The sequence below is a fragment of the Aestuariibius violaceus genome (assembly GCF_040779325.2).
In the GTDB taxonomy this organism is placed as follows: Bacteria; Pseudomonadota; Alphaproteobacteria; order Rhodobacterales; family Rhodobacteraceae; genus Aestuariibius; species Aestuariibius violaceus.
In genome coordinates this window covers 15,563-29,206 of sequence record NZ_JBFONT020000008.1, presented here as the reverse complement: position 1 = coordinate 29,206, position 13,644 = coordinate 15,563, and the positions used below count along the sequence as shown (strand labels likewise).

The 13,644-nt window shown below is 60.7% G+C and carries 14 protein-coding genes; 9 read left to right on the top strand and 5 right to left on the bottom strand.

The features are described 5' to 3' along the window. Window positions 1–59 precede the first annotated feature (59 nt). The 9 genes from AADZ90_RS18370 to AADZ90_RS18330 all read left to right on the top strand — a co-directional run bounded on the left by AADZ90_RS18370 (window position 60) and on the right by AADZ90_RS18330 (window position 8,786). Window positions 60–650 (top strand): acyl-homoserine-lactone synthase, encoded by a 591-nt coding sequence (locus AADZ90_RS18370; protein ID WP_367312197.1) that lies wholly within the window; start codon window positions 60–62, stop codon window positions 648–650. A 44-nt stretch (window positions 651–694) separates the two neighbouring features. Next, entirely contained in the window at window positions 695–2,005 is a 1,311-nt protein-coding gene (locus AADZ90_RS18365) for a replication-associated recombination protein A (protein ID WP_367312195.1), read from the top strand. After that, window positions 2,002–2,367 carry a fluoride efflux transporter CrcB gene (crcB, locus tag AADZ90_RS18360; RefSeq protein ID WP_367312194.1) on the top strand — a complete coding sequence of 122 codons (366 nt, stop codon included), beginning with the start codon at window positions 2,002–2,004 and terminating at the stop codon, window positions 2,365–2,367. Before AADZ90_RS18365 ends, crcB begins: the two co-directional genes overlap by 4 nt. Continuing rightward, a complete protein-coding gene (locus AADZ90_RS18355; protein WP_367312193.1) occupies window positions 2,364–3,404 on the top strand; it encodes an RluA family pseudouridine synthase in 1,041 nt (346 codons plus the stop codon). Before crcB ends, AADZ90_RS18355 begins: the two co-directional genes overlap by 4 nt. A 6-nt stretch (window positions 3,405–3,410) precedes the next feature. Beyond that, on the top strand, window positions 3,411–4,121 hold the full coding sequence (locus tag AADZ90_RS18350) for an ATP12 family chaperone protein (protein ID WP_367312192.1): 711 nt from the start codon (window positions 3,411–3,413) through the stop codon (window positions 4,119–4,121). Between the two features lie 207 nt (window positions 4,122–4,328). Beyond that, window positions 4,329–5,348 (top strand): amino acid ABC transporter substrate-binding protein, encoded by a 1,020-nt coding sequence (locus AADZ90_RS18345; protein ID WP_367312191.1) that lies wholly within the window; start codon window positions 4,329–4,331, stop codon window positions 5,346–5,348. 121 nt (window positions 5,349–5,469) lie between these two features. Next, a complete protein-coding gene (locus AADZ90_RS18340) occupies window positions 5,470–6,690 on the top strand; it encodes an amino acid ABC transporter permease (protein ID WP_367312190.1) in 1,221 nt (406 codons plus the stop codon). Between the two features lies 1 nt (window position 6,691). Then, window positions 6,692–7,987: an amino acid ABC transporter permease gene (locus AADZ90_RS18335; RefSeq protein ID WP_367312189.1), complete on the top strand. Its 1,296-nt coding sequence runs from the start codon at window positions 6,692–6,694 to the stop codon at window positions 7,985–7,987. A 10-nt stretch (window positions 7,988–7,997) separates the two neighbouring features. Further along, the gene (locus AADZ90_RS18330) at window positions 7,998–8,786 is read left to right on the top strand and encodes an amino acid ABC transporter ATP-binding protein (RefSeq protein WP_367312188.1); all 789 of its coding nucleotides are present in this window, start codon (window positions 7,998–8,000) and stop codon (window positions 8,784–8,786) included. Here AADZ90_RS18330 and AADZ90_RS18325 read toward each other — a convergent pair. From AADZ90_RS18325 to ttcA, 5 genes are all read right to left on the bottom strand, one after another. Then, window positions 8,764–9,279, bottom strand: coding sequence for a SixA phosphatase family protein (locus AADZ90_RS18325; protein WP_367312187.1), 516 nt, complete (start codon window positions 9,277–9,279; stop codon window positions 8,764–8,766). The two genes, AADZ90_RS18330 and AADZ90_RS18325, sit on opposite strands and share 23 nt — an antisense overlap. Next, window positions 9,276–10,130: an acetylglutamate kinase gene (argB, locus tag AADZ90_RS18320; protein ID WP_367312186.1), complete on the bottom strand. Its 855-nt coding sequence runs from the start codon at window positions 10,128–10,130 to the stop codon at window positions 9,276–9,278. The genes AADZ90_RS18325 and argB overlap by 4 nt, the downstream gene beginning before the upstream one ends. Window positions 10,131–10,189: 59 nt before the next feature. Next, window positions 10,190–10,843, bottom strand: a complete 654-nt coding sequence (gene yihA / locus AADZ90_RS18315; RefSeq protein WP_367312185.1) for a ribosome biogenesis GTP-binding protein YihA/YsxC — start codon at window positions 10,841–10,843, stop codon at window positions 10,190–10,192. 24 nt (window positions 10,844–10,867) lie between these two features. Beyond that, on the bottom strand, window positions 10,868–12,697 hold the full coding sequence (gene yidC / locus AADZ90_RS18310; protein WP_367312184.1) for a membrane protein insertase YidC: 1,830 nt from the start codon (window positions 12,695–12,697) through the stop codon (window positions 10,868–10,870). Window positions 12,698–12,772: 75 nt separating this feature from the next. Continuing rightward, the gene (gene ttcA / locus AADZ90_RS18305; RefSeq protein ID WP_367312183.1) at window positions 12,773–13,621 is read right to left on the bottom strand and encodes a tRNA 2-thiocytidine(32) synthetase TtcA; all 849 of its coding nucleotides are present in this window, start codon (window positions 13,619–13,621) and stop codon (window positions 12,773–12,775) included. Between the last annotated feature and the right edge of the window lie 23 nt (window positions 13,622–13,644).

The window sequence follows — 13,644 nt, the reverse complement described above, 5'->3', positions numbered from 1 at the left end:
CCTGAAGCAGCTCCGGCGGGGTGAACCGTTTACCCACCAACTTGCTGGAGCAGAATGCCATGCAAACCACCACTCTTTCTTTCGCCAACATGCACAATCATGGCGAGTTACTTGCCAACGTCCTTCGCGCACGGAGGCAATCCTTCATCGTCCAGAACCGCTGGGAGCTGCCAGAGACGATGGGGATGGAGTTCGATCAGTACGATACGCCGCAAAGCCGCTGGATCGCCGTCCACAATGACCTGGGGGAGGTCTTGGCGGGTGTGCGTCTGACACCCACGACAGCCCGTTGTGGCATCTACAGCTACATGATCCGCGATGCGCAGCGCGGACTGCTCGACTCGATCCCTTCGGATCTTCTCTATAGCGAGGCGCCCGTCGACGAGCATATCTGGGAGGTGACGCGCGGCTTTGTCGCCCATGACATCCCTGCCAACATTCGGATGCGGGTGCGGATGAAGCTGGTTGTCGAGATGTTCAAGACGACCCGGCAGGAGGGGATCGGAAAGATGGTCGCGCTCTTGCCATCGAACTGGGGCCGCTGGGCCAACCGCTGCAGGCTCGACATGAAGGCGGCAGGTCGCAACATGAACATGGGTGGGATCGACTACCAGGCGGTTTGGATCGACTTCGCTCAGCAGTTCCATTGAGCTGATCCTTTAAAACCTCATCGGGCCGGCGTAGATACGGCCCGATGCCCGATCTCTTCGACAAACTGGATGATGGTGTGGAAGAGGGGCCTATGCGGCCGCTCGCGGACCGCCTGCGCCCAAAGTCCCTTTCAGACGTCATCGGCCAGGATCAGATCCTCGGGCCTGACGCGCCGCTGTCATCGATGCTGGCTAACAATGCGCTGAGTTCGCTGATCTTCTGGGGGCCGCCGGGTGTCGGCAAGACGACGATTGCCCGCCTGCTCGCCGATGAGACCGACCTGCATTTCGTCCAGATCAGCGCGATCTTTTCGGGCGTGCCGGAACTGAAGGCCGTGTTCCAGGCAGCAAAGATGCGGCGGCAGGGCGGGCGCGGAACGCTGCTGTTCGTCGACGAGATCCACCGCTTCAACAATGCGCAGCAGGACGGCTTCCTGCCGCATATGGAGGATGGCACGATCCTTCTGGTCGGAGCGACCACCGAAAATCCATCATTCGAGTTGAACGCCGCGCTTCTGAGCCGGGCTCAGGTTTTGGTGTTGGAACGGCTGAATGAAAGCGCGCTCGACCATCTGATTTCCCGGGCCGAGGCTGAATTGGGCAAGGCGCTACCGGTCGCCGATGCCGGACGGCGCGCTCTGGTCGAGATGGCGGATGGCGATGGGCGCGCTCTCTTGAACCTTGTCGAACAGGTTGCCGCTTGGCCACCGGATGTCACCTACGACAAGGCAGCGCTGTCCGAACGGTTGATGCGCCGCGCCTCTGCTTACGACAAGAGCGGGGATGCCCACTACAATCTGATCTCGGCGCTCCATAAGTCCGTACGAGGCAGCGACCCGGACGCCTCTCTCTACTGGCTGGCGCGGATGTTGTCGGCGGGCGAGGATCCCCGGTACATCGCACGCCGCGTGACGCGCATGGCGGTCGAGGACATCGGGCTGGCCGATCCGCAGGCCTCGCGGCTGTGTCTGGATGCCTGGCAGGTTTACGAGAGGTTGGGCTCGCCGGAGGGCGAACTAGCGCTGGCGCAGGCGGTGATCTATCTGGCGCTCGCGCCGAAATCGAACGCCTCCTACGGCGCCTACAAGGGGGCTATGAAGAGTGCTGGGAAGAATGGGTCGCTGGCGCCTCCTAAACACATCCTGAATGCGCCGACGCGTCTGATGAAGGATCAGGGATACGGCAAAGGCTATTCCTATGACCACGATGCGGAGGACGCGTTTTCGGGCCAGAACTACTTCCCGGAAGAGATGGAGCGGGAGAACTACTACCAACCGGTTGAGAGGGGGTTCGAGCGGGACTTGTCCAAGCGGCTGGACTACTTCGCCAAGCTTCGGCAGGAGCGGAAGGGATGAATGCTTTTCTGCTTGTAGCCCTTGGCGGCGCCTTGGGATCGGCGTTGCGCTATGCCGTAAGCCTTGCCCTGATCGGAGGGGCCGGGTTCCCGCTCGCGGTCCTTACTGTCAACGTGGTGGGATCTTTTCTGATGGGCCTGTCTTTCGCCTACGTGGCAGAGCGTGAGCTGGGCGGGCTTCTGCTGTTTTTCCAGGTCGGTCTGCTGGGTGGGTTCACGACGTTTTCGGCCTTCTCCCTCGAAGTCTTCGCGCTCTACGAGCAAGGCCTTCTCGGGCAGGCGGCGCTTTACGTTCTTCTGTCGGTGGGCCTGTCGGTCGGTGCGCTTTTTGCCGGCGTCTTCCTGATGCGGGGCGTCTCGTGAGCGGAGTGCAGTTGCGCGAAGTGGCCGCGGGCGAGGGCGGACAGCGGCTCGACCGTTGGATCCGGCGCCATTTTCCGCAGCTGACCCAGGGCCGGATCGAGAAGATGTGCCGTAAGGGGGAGATGCGCGTAGACGGCGGGCGGGTGAAAAGCTCCACACGGGTGGAAGAGGGGCAGACAGTCCGCATTCCACCGGTTCCCGCTGCCGCGTCTGCCGCCGCCGCGTCGCCGCAACTGACGGATGCGGAGGCGGAGCGGGTGCAGAGGATGGTGATCTACCGCGACGACCACCTGATCGCACTGAACAAACCACCAGGGCTGGCAAGCCAAGGCGGCAGCAAGCAGACGACTCATGTGGATGGCCTTGCTGAAGCGCTGCGCTTCGGCGCGGACGAAAAGCCGCGCCTCGTCCACCGGCTGGACAAGGATACAAGCGGCGTACTTCTTTTGGCCCGCAGCCGAGAGGCCGCGGCGAAGCTGGGGGAGGTGTTTCGCAGCCGAGAGACAGTGAAAATCTATTGGGCTGCCGTTGCGGGTGTGCCCCAGCCCGCGATGGGGCGGATCACCTATGGTTTGGTCAAGGACAGCGTGGGGCGGGCGCGCGACGGTGACGAAATGATGCGCTGCGTGCATCCGGACGAAGTTTCGAAGACGCCGGGCGCAAAATCGGCCGAGACCCATTATACGGTACTTGCAACATTGGGGCGCCGGGTCTCGTGGTGTGCCATGCGCCCCGTAACGGGTCGCACGCATCAGTTGCGGGCTCATATCGCCGCGCTGGGCCATCCGATCATCGGGGACGGCAAGTACGGCAAACGCGGGCAGGAGAACCTCGGTGACGGCTGGGGGTCAGGACTTGGCGGCGCGGTCAGCCAGAAACTGCATCTACATGCCCGGTCGTTGATGATGGAGCATCCCTTTACTGGCGCAAAGCTCACCTTGACGGCGCCGTTGCCCGAACACATGGCAGAGACATGGGCCTTTCTTGACTGGGTTCCGGGCGATGCGCCCGCCGATCCGTTTGCTGATCCGGTGTAAGATACAATGAGCGAGTGGAAGCAGAAGCGGTTCTGGAAAGAAGCCGTCGTGGAGCAGCGGGGGCAGGGCTTCGCCGTCCTGCTGGACGGGCGGCAGATCAAGACACCCGCTGGCGTGTTGCTCGAGCTGCCATCGCAGCCACTTGCCGAACACGTCGCACGGGAATGGGATAGCCAGACGGATGTGATTCTTCCCCAATCCATGCCGATGACGCGGGCCGCGAATTCGGCGATCGACAAGGTCGCTCCGAACCGGAACGACGTTGTTACGATGCTGGCCGCCTATGCAGAGACGGATCTTGTCTGCTATCGCGCGGACGGACCGCACACGCTGATTGAGCGGCAAGCGGAGGCTTGGGATGAGATCCTACGCTGGGCCGAGGCCGACCTCGACGCGCGGCTCGTCCCGACGCAAGGGATCATCCCTGTTCCGCAGCCGCCATCGTCGCTTCGGAACCTACATGACCGAGTCGATAGCTTTACCCCTTTCGAACTTGTGGCGGTCGCAGATCTCGTGACGCTGAGCGGGTCGCTTGTCCTCGGTCTTGCGGCGACGACGCGGCGTTGGGATGCTGGAGATCTTTGGCAGCGATCGCGTGTCGATGAACTTTGGCAGATCGAGCAATGGGGTGAGGACGCGGAAGCGACTGCCGCTGCCGAGATCAAGCGGTCGGCCTTTCTCGATGCCGTCGATTTCTTCGGATTGGTGCAAGTCTGACAGCTTTGCCGGAATGATGCACACGGTTTGGGCAAGCTAGGCTTCGCTCTCTATCCTGTTAGGTCACAAGCATCCACCCTTGACGTCTTTGCGGAAATCCGCGCAACTTATCGCCGTTGAAGGCTCATCCTTCATTGCTTCGCGGACGTCCGTGGGACGGGCGCCAAACACGCCTTCGAAAAGGCGGATACTCAGGAAGAGGTAAACATGAAAAAATCCGTATTTCTCGGCGCACTGACCGTGGCTGGTCTGACGGCCGGTGTCGCATCCGCTGCGACGCTTGACGACGTCCAAAGCCGCGGAACGCTGAATTGCGGCGTCACCACCGGCCTTGTTGGTTTCGCTGCACCAAACGCCAATGGTGAATGGGAAGGCTTTGATGTCGCGCTCTGCCGTGCTGTCGCCGCTGCCGTTCTGGGCGACCCGCAGGCTGTTGAATTCGTTCCGACGACCGGCAAGACGCGCTTCACCGCGCTTGCTTCGGGCGAAGTCGACATGCTGGCGCGGAACACAACATGGACCTTCAGCCGCGACACGGATCTGAAGTTCGAATTCACCGGCATCAACTACTATGACGGTCAGGGCTTCATGGTTCCGCGTGAGTTGGGCGTGTCCTCGGCGCGTGAACTAGACGGCGCGACCGTCTGCATCCAGACCGGTACCACGACCGAGCTGAACCTGGCGGACTTCTTCCGTTCGAACAACATCAGCTACGAGCCGGTGCCGATCGAAACCAACGCGGAAGCGCAGCAGCAGTATCTGGCGGGCGCCTGTGACGTCTATACGACGGACGCCTCGGGCCTCGCTGCGACCCGTGCGACCTTTGAGGCTCCGGGCGACCACGTGGTTCTGCCCGAGATCATCTCGAAAGAGCCGCTCGGGCCGCTTGTCCGTCACGGTGATCACGAATGGGGTGATATCGTTCGCTGGACGCTCAACGCGCTGATCGCCGCGGAAGAGCTTGGCGTAACGTCTGCCAATGTTGAAGAGCTGGCATCGAACGGCACCAACAACCCGGAAATCAACCGCCTGCTCGGCACCGAGGGCGAACTTGGTGCGATGATCGGGCTTGAGCCTGACTGGGCCCGAAACGCCATCCTTGCCGGCGGCAACTATGGTGAGATTTTCGAAGGAAACATCGGTGAAGCGACCCCGATCGGTCTGGCGCGTGGTCTGAACGCGCAGTGGACCAATGGTGGCCTCCTGTACTCGCCGCCGTTCCGGTAAGGTGATCCTTGGAAAGGGCGCGGTTGGATCCGCGCCCTTTTCCTATCCAGAATAAACAGAACATTCGGGCCAGCCGCCGCACAGGCAGGCGCAGGAACCGAAGAGCCAAGGATACGCGCTGATGACCGCTGTAACCGACGCACCCAAGCAATCCTTCCAACTGTCAATGTTGATCAACGATACGCGGTATCGTGGGCTCACGTTTCAGTTCATCGCGCTTGTTCTGCTCGTCTTTGCGATTGGGTATCTGGTCAACAACCTGATTACGAACCTTGATGATCAGGGTGTCGTGTTGTCCTACGAATTCCTTGGGCAGCCGGCGGGGTATGACATCAACCAGACGCTGGTGCCGTATACGAGTCAGAGCACCCATCTGCGGGCTGCGGTCGTCGGGGTTCTGAACACGCTGCTCGTCGCGTTCCTGGCCTGCGCGACGGCGACCGTTCTGGGTGTCTTTGCGGGTGTCCTGCGGCTGTCGAAGAACTGGCTGATCGCCAAGCTAATGGCGATCTATGTCGAGGCATTCCGCAACGTCCCGGTCCTGATCTGGATCATCATCATCAACACCATAGTCACGATTCTGCCGGCGCCCGCCGCCTATCGCGCACGTGGCGATACACCGGCGGATCTGGAGCTTCTGTTTGGCGGCATCGCCTTCACCAACCGCGCGGTTTATGTGCCCGCCCCGGTCTGGGGCCCGGGATCGGGGATTGTCGTCGCGGTCTTTCTTCTGTCGATCGCGGCGATCTTTTTCCTGCGCCGCTACGCGACGAAGCAGCTTTACGATCATGGTCGGGTCGTGCCGACGCTCTGGCCCTCGATCGGCATTTTCTTCCTTCCGACGCTTCTGATCTTTTTCCTGCTTGGCCGCCCGATCGGCCTCGACGTGCCGACCATCGAGCGGTTCAACTTCGACGGAGGGCTGCAAATCCAGCGACCGCTGATCGCGCTGTGGCTGGCTCTGTCCGTCTATACCGGGGCCTTCATCGCAGAGAACGTGCGCGCGGGCATTCTGGCTGTCTCCAAGGGGCAGACCGAGGCGTCGGCGGCACTTGGGCTACGACCGGGCCGTATCATGAGCCTGGTGATTTTGCCGCAGGCGCTGCGGGTCATCATCCCGCCGATGATTTCGCATTACCTAAACATCACCAAGAACTCGTCGCTCGCCATTGCGGTGGGCTATGCAGACATCACCGCGACGCTGGGAGGTATCACGCTGAACCAGACCGGACGCGCGATCGAGTGTATCCTGCTATTGATGCTGTTCTACCTGACGATCTCTCTTTCGATTTCGGCGGTGATGAACGTCTACAACAACTCTGTCCGGCTGAAGGAGCGGTGAGATGAGCGACACCCATGCCCGTTCTGTTGCCTTCGTTCGCAAGGAAGAGATTCCGCCGGCGCCGCCGCCCGCGTCTCAGGCTGGCGTGGTCATGTGGCTGCGAGAGAACCTGTTTTCAAACTGGTTCAACAGCATTCTGACCGTCCTGGGTATTCTTGCGGTTTACTATCTTGTCATCTGGCTGACCCCGTGGCTCGCCAATGGGGTCTGGGATGCCGACAGTCTGTCGGAGTGCCGCGAGATCCTTGATGGGACGCGCGGCGCCTGTTTCGCCGTTCTGACCGAGCGTTGGAACCAGCTTCTCTTCGGGTTCGGCTATCCGTCGGATGCGTATTGGCGCCCGGCACTGGCCTTCGTTCTGCTGTTCGGGGCAGTCGCGCCGATCCTGTTCAGTGACCTGCCGCGTCGTCTTTTGATCCTGACCGCGCTTTATCCCTTTGTTGCCTACTGGCTGATCTGGGGTGGCACGATCGTCGTGCCCATCGTCGCAATCCTGGGATTTGTCGCGGGATACGTCGCCTATTCGCAGGTCGTCGATCGCAGCTTTGCCGGCGGTGCGCTGGCAGGGATAGCCGCCGCTGCCGTCGTCTGGTGGCTGGGTGGGTTTATCAGCGATGAGGCCAGCGGCTTCCTAGCGCTTTCGGAGGTGCCGTCGCGCGACATGGGTGGCTTCATGCTGAACATGATCCTCGGCACAGTCTGTGTGTCTCTGTCGCTGCCTATCGGCATCGTGCTTGCGCTTGGACGACAATCGAAGCTGCCGATCATCAAGGGCTTCTGCGTCGTCTTTATCGAGTTCGTCCGCGGTGTGCCCCTTATCACCCTTCTCTTCGTGGCGAACGTGGTGCTGGCCTACTTTCTTCCGCCGGGATCGAACTTCGATCTGATCCTGCGGGTGATCATCATGATCACGATGTTTGCGTCTGCCTATATCGCCGAAGTGATCCGGGGTGGCTTGGCTGCCTTGCCACGCGGGCAGTACGAGGCGGCCGATAGCCTTGGCCTGGACTACGCGCAGGCCATGCGGCTGATCATCCTGCCGCAGGCGCTCAAGATCTCGATCCCCGGAATCGTCAATGTCGCGGTCGGGCTGTTCAAGGACACCACGCTGGTCTCGATCATCTCGATGTTCGATCTAGTCGGACTGATCCGCGGCCCGATCCTGGCATCGACCGACTGGAACGGCGTCTATTGGGAGCTCTGGGGATTCGCGGCGCTTCTGTTCTTCGTGATCTGCTACGGCATTTCGCAATATTCGCAATGGCTTGAGCGCAGGCTCACAACCGACCAGCGGTGAGGATACGGCAATGGCTCTGACCGAGGAAATGAATGTCGACACGTCGCAGATGCAGATCTCCGACGAAGTCGCGATTTCGATCAACAATATGAACAAGTGGTACGGGGCGTTCCACGTGCTGCGGGATATCGACCTGACCGTCTATCGGGGGGAACGGATCGTGATCTGCGGTCCGTCCGGGTCGGGTAAGTCGACGCTGATCCGGTGCATCAATGCATTGGAAGAGCATCAGCAGGGCAGCATTGAGGTAGACGGGACGATCCTGTCATCGGACCTGAAGAACATCGACAAGATCCGGTCGGAAGTCGGGATGGTGTTTCAGCACTTCAACCTGTTCCCGCATCTGACGATTCTCGAGAATTGCACGCTGGCGCCGATCTGGGTGCGCAAGACGCCCAAGAAGGAAGCCGAAGAGACGGCGATGCATTTCCTGCGGAAGGTAAAGATCCCCGAGCAGGCCGACAAGTATCCCGGCCAGCTCTCGGGCGGGCAGCAACAACGTGTTGCCATCGCCCGGTCGCTTTGCATGCGTCCGCGGATCATGCTGTTCGACGAACCGACCTCAGCCCTCGACCCAGAGATGATCAAAGAGGTGCTCGACACTATGATCGAGCTGGCGGAAGAGGGAATGACGATGCTGTGCGTTACACATGAGATGGGGTTTGCCCGTCAGGTGGCGAACCGGGTCATCTTCATGGATGAAGGTCAGATCGTCGAACAGAACGAGCCGGAGGAGTTCTTCAAGAATCCGCAGAACGACCGGACCAAGCTGTTCCTCAGTCAGATCCTTGGTCACTAAGCAACTCGCGCGGGATCACGAAGTCTTCGAGCACGGCGCGGCCTTCAGAGAGGTCGCTCCAATCCTCGAACGCAAAGACAGCTGTTGCGCACGTGGGATACCTGGAGAAATCGGGATGATTGTGCTGTCCGCATGAAAGCTGAGTTGCCAGCGCGGCGAGGCCGGGGTTGTGAGCTATGATGGCGACATTTCCCGTCTCGACCTTGGCGATGGCCTGCAGAATGGTGCCGGGCGGCGCATGATAGAGGCTTTCGAGGACGTGCGCCTCGGGGGTGTTGCTGAGCTGTCCCGAGAGCAGCTCCCACGTCTCGCGTGTTCGGCGGGCGGCTGAGATCAGGACGGTATCGAGGCGGAAGCTCTGAGCGTCGAGCCACTGACCGATAGCCACCGCCGAGCGCTCGCCGCGTTTCGTCAGTGTCCGATCGAAGTCGCCGAGCGCTGGGTCCGACCAGTCTGACTTTGCATGGCGGATCAAAATCAGATGGCGAGTCACTGGCCGATCCCGCGGATGATCGTGCCTGCGCCGTGTTCGGTGAAGAGCTCGAGCAGGCAGGCATTTGGTGCGCGGCCATCGAGGATGACAGCGGCGCGGACCCCTTGACGGATCGCCATCAGCGCCGTTTCGGTCTTGGGGATCATCCCACCGGCGATCACGCCGTCTGCCGTCAATGCCTCGATTTCCGCCGCCGTGAGTTCTGTCAGGAGTTCTCCCTCGGCATTCTTCACCCCCGCCACATCGGTGAGGAGGAGCAGCCGGTCGGCACCCAGAGCTGCCGCTATGGCTCCTGCGGCCGTATCCCCGTTGACGTTGAGGGTCTCCCCGCTCTCACCCGCACCGATCGGTGCAATCACTGGGATCATGTCGCTGTCGAACAGCGCCCTCAGAACGGTCGGATCGACGTGTTCCGGTGTGCCTACAGCACCAAGCGCAGGGTCGGTGATGGTGCAAGTCATCAATCCGCCATCCTTGCCCGAAAGCCCAACGGCCTGTCCCCCCTGGCGATTGATCGCCTGGGTAATCGACTTGTTGACGGAGCCAGAGAGGACCATCTCGACGACACCGATCATCTCTTCCGAGGTTACGCGCTTGCCGCCTACAAAACTCGATTCGATACCTAGGCGACCGAGCATATCGGTTACCATCGGCCCGCCGCCATGGACGACAACAGGATTCACGCCGACCTGCTGCATCAGGACGATGTCGCGGGCAAAGCTGTCGAGCGCCGCTTCGCTGCCCATCGCGTGACCACCGAGCTTGATGACCACGATCGCGTCGTCGTAGCGCTGGAGGAACGGCAGGGCCTCGCTGAGCGTACGCGCCGTCGCGATCCAGTCTCTTTGCATCTGTTGCATCTTCATAGTTCGACCGGGATAGCCGGGTGCCAGGCCGCTGTGAAGCGCGATCAGGCGAGGTTCGCGATAATCGCACGCAGGTCGGCGATGCCCGTGCCGTCGTTCGACGAGGTCAGGACCAGCTCAGGAAAGGCGGCGGGATGGCGCGAAAGCCTTTCCCGGACTTGGTCAAGCATGGCTTCCTGTGCGGTGGTCTTGACCTTGTCGGCCTTGGTGATGACGCATTGGAAGGTCACAGCGGACTTGTCGAGAAGTGAGAATATCTCCTCATCCACAGCCTTCACGCCGTGCCGCCCGTCGATCAGCACGAAGGCCCGCCGAAGGTTTGGTCGACCAGAGAGGTAGCTCTTGAGCAGATCCTGCCATTTCTTTACCACACCAAGCGGCGCCTTCGCGTAGCCGTATCCGGGCAGATCAACCATGTAGTGCGACGTGCCGAGCGTGAAGAAGTTGATCTCCTGCGTGCGACCCGGCGTGTTCGAGGTACGGGCGAGCGATTTTCGATCTGTCAGCGCATTGATGAGGGATGACTTGCCGACATTAGACCGGCCCGCGAAACACAGTTCGACCCGGTCGGCAGGCGGCAGGCCTGACATGGCCACGACGCCTTTGAGGAAATCGACAGGCCCTTCGAACAGCTTCCTGCCTGCCTCAATTGCCTCCGGATCATCAATCGATGCCAGCGGGAACCGGATCTCGCTCACCAGACGCCTTCCTGCCAGAGACCGCTACTGATCCTTCGTATCCTTCTTCCGAAAGCCTTCGGTGATGTTGCCGAAGAGGTCCGGCTTCATGCCCTGGCTGCGCATGATCAGGTATTGCTGTGCAAAGGTGATCACGTTGTTCGCGATCCAGTAAAGGACGAGGCCGCTCGCAAAGCTGCCGAGCATGAACATGAAGACCCACGGCATCCAAGCGAAGATCATCTTCTGCGTCGGATCCGTCGGCGCCGGGTTCAACTTCTGCTGCAACCACATGGAGATCCCGAGGAAGATGGGGAGGATCCCGAGCGAGAAGATGAAGAACAGCGAGCCGGGCTCCGGAGTGCTCCAAGGCAGCAACCCGAAGAGGTTCAGGATCGACGACGGATCGGGGGCGGAAAGGTCGCGGATCCATCCAAGCCATTCCGCGTGGCGCAGCTCGATCGTGACGAAGATCACCTTGTAGAGTGAGAAGAAGATTGGGATCTGCAAAAGGATCGGCAGACATCCCGAGGCGGGGTTCACCTTGTTCTTCTTGTAGAGTTCCATCATGCCCTGTTGAAGCTGCTGGCGGTCGTCGCCGGCCTTCTCCTTCAGCTTCTCCATCTCCGGCTGGAGCTCTTTCATCTTCGCCATCGAGACATAGGACTTGTAGGCGAGCGGCAGCAGCACGGCCTTGATGATCAGGGTCAGAACGATGATCGCCCAGCCCATGTTGCCTATGATTAGGTTCAACTCGTGCAGTAGCCAGAAGATCGGTTTGGTGAGGAAGAAGAACCAGCCCCAGTCGATCGAGTCGATAAAGCGATTGATGCCGCCTTCGTTCTGGTAGGTTTGGATCGCCTCCCACTCCTTTGCACCGGCAAAGAGCTGTGTCTGCTGAGTCAGTGTCTCGCCGGCTGCAACCGTCCGAACCGGCATCACCACTTCGGTCTGGTAGAGATCCCGGCTGGGGCTGTAGCGCGCGATCGACCGGAATGACTCTCCAGATGGCGGGATGAGGGTGGTCATCCAATAGTGATCGGTGAAACCGATCCAACCATTCTCAGTGACCTGGACGCTGTCAACCAGACCGCGGCCGCGGGGATCGGCGTCCAACTCCGTCATGTTGGAGTAACTTGTTTCTTCAAGCTCGCCATCCGTCATGCGGATCGCGCCTTCGTGAATGATGAAGAAGCCGGTAAGGTCATCCGGCTCGCCGTGGCGGGCAACGATGCCGTATGGGGCGAGGCTGACATCGGTGCCGGAAGTGTTCTCGACGCTCTGTTCGATGGTGAAGAGAAACTTGTCATCCATCGAGAACGTCTTGCGGAACGTCAGGCCGTTGCCGTTCTGCCAGACAAGCGTGACCGGGTCTTGAGGCGCGAGTGTCTCTCCGGCTTCGATCTGCCAGATCGTGCGTGCATTCGGAACGTCATCTGCGGCAACGCCTGCCTGGGCGGCCCAGCCATGCAGCGCATAGTACGGTTCAGCCGATCCAACGGGCGACAGAAGCTGAACGATCGGTGCCTCAGGATCGAGGGTTTCGCGGTAATCTTTCAGGTACAGTTCGTCGATACGGCCACCCAGGAGCGAGATGGAACCCGTCAGCGATCCGGAATCGATTGTGACGCGCGGCGCATTCTCCAGCGCTTGCGCGATGTCCGAAGATGGCGCGACGGTGCCGGTGGCCTCTGCAGGAGCCGCAGTAGGTGGCACAACCACATCAGCAGCGCCGGGCTCAACGGTAGACGGGGGTAAGGCCGCATCAGTTGGCTGTTGTGGTGCCTCTGGCGGCGGAAAGAAGATCAGCCAGGCGAGAAGCACGAGGAAGCTCAGCGCTGTCGCAAGAATGAAGTTCTTGTTCTGATCGTCCATGGATCTGCCGCTTGATGTGGAGGGGGTTTGGGTCAGGCAGGTTCAACAGGTGCGACCTGCAAAGGTCAAGTCGATTCAGGGGTTCCTATCGTCGCGAGTCCTTGTGGCGGTGAGACCAGGGAAGTCAAAAAGAGCGGGGTCGAGCATGTGCGACGGCCTCACATTGGTCAGTGCGCGGAACAGGACCTGGCGGCGGCCGGGGCTGTTCGCTTCCCACCCGTCGAGCATCTTCTTGATCTGCTGGCGCTGCAGCCCATCCTGGCTGCCACAGAGGTCGCAGGGGATGATGGGGTAACTCATAGCGGCCGCGAATTTCTCGCAGTCGACCTCTGCCACATGGGCGAGCGGGCGATAGACTAAGAGGTCGCCTTCCTCGTTCAATAGCTTCGGCGGCATCGTCGCGATCCGACCGCCGTGGAAGAGGTTCATAAAGAACGTCTCAAGGATATCGTCGCGATGGTGACCGAGTACGATGGCGCTGCAGCCTTCCTCCCTCGCAATACGGTAGAGGTTACCGCGGCGCAGACGAGAGCAGAGGGCACAGTAGGTGCGGCCTTCAGGGACCTTGTCGACCACGATCGAGTAAGTGTCTTGGTATTCGATCCTGTGCGGAACACCCATCTGTTCGAGGAATTCCGGCAGAACGGTTGCGGGGAAACCCGGCTGCCCCTGGTCGAGATTGCAAGCGAGCACATCAATCGGCAGAAGACCACGCCATTGCAGCTCGTAGAGCGCAGCGAGCAGGGTGTAGCTGTCTTTTCCACCTGAGAGGCAGACCAGCCAGCGCGCGCCCGGTTCGATCATGCCGTAGGCGTCGATCGCTTCTCGGACGTTGCGCACGATGCGTTTGCGTAGCTTGCGGAACTCCGTCGTCTTCGGTGCCCCCGCCAGCAGGGGGTGGATATCGTCGATATCGTCTAACATAGACTACCGCTACCCCATTGGCC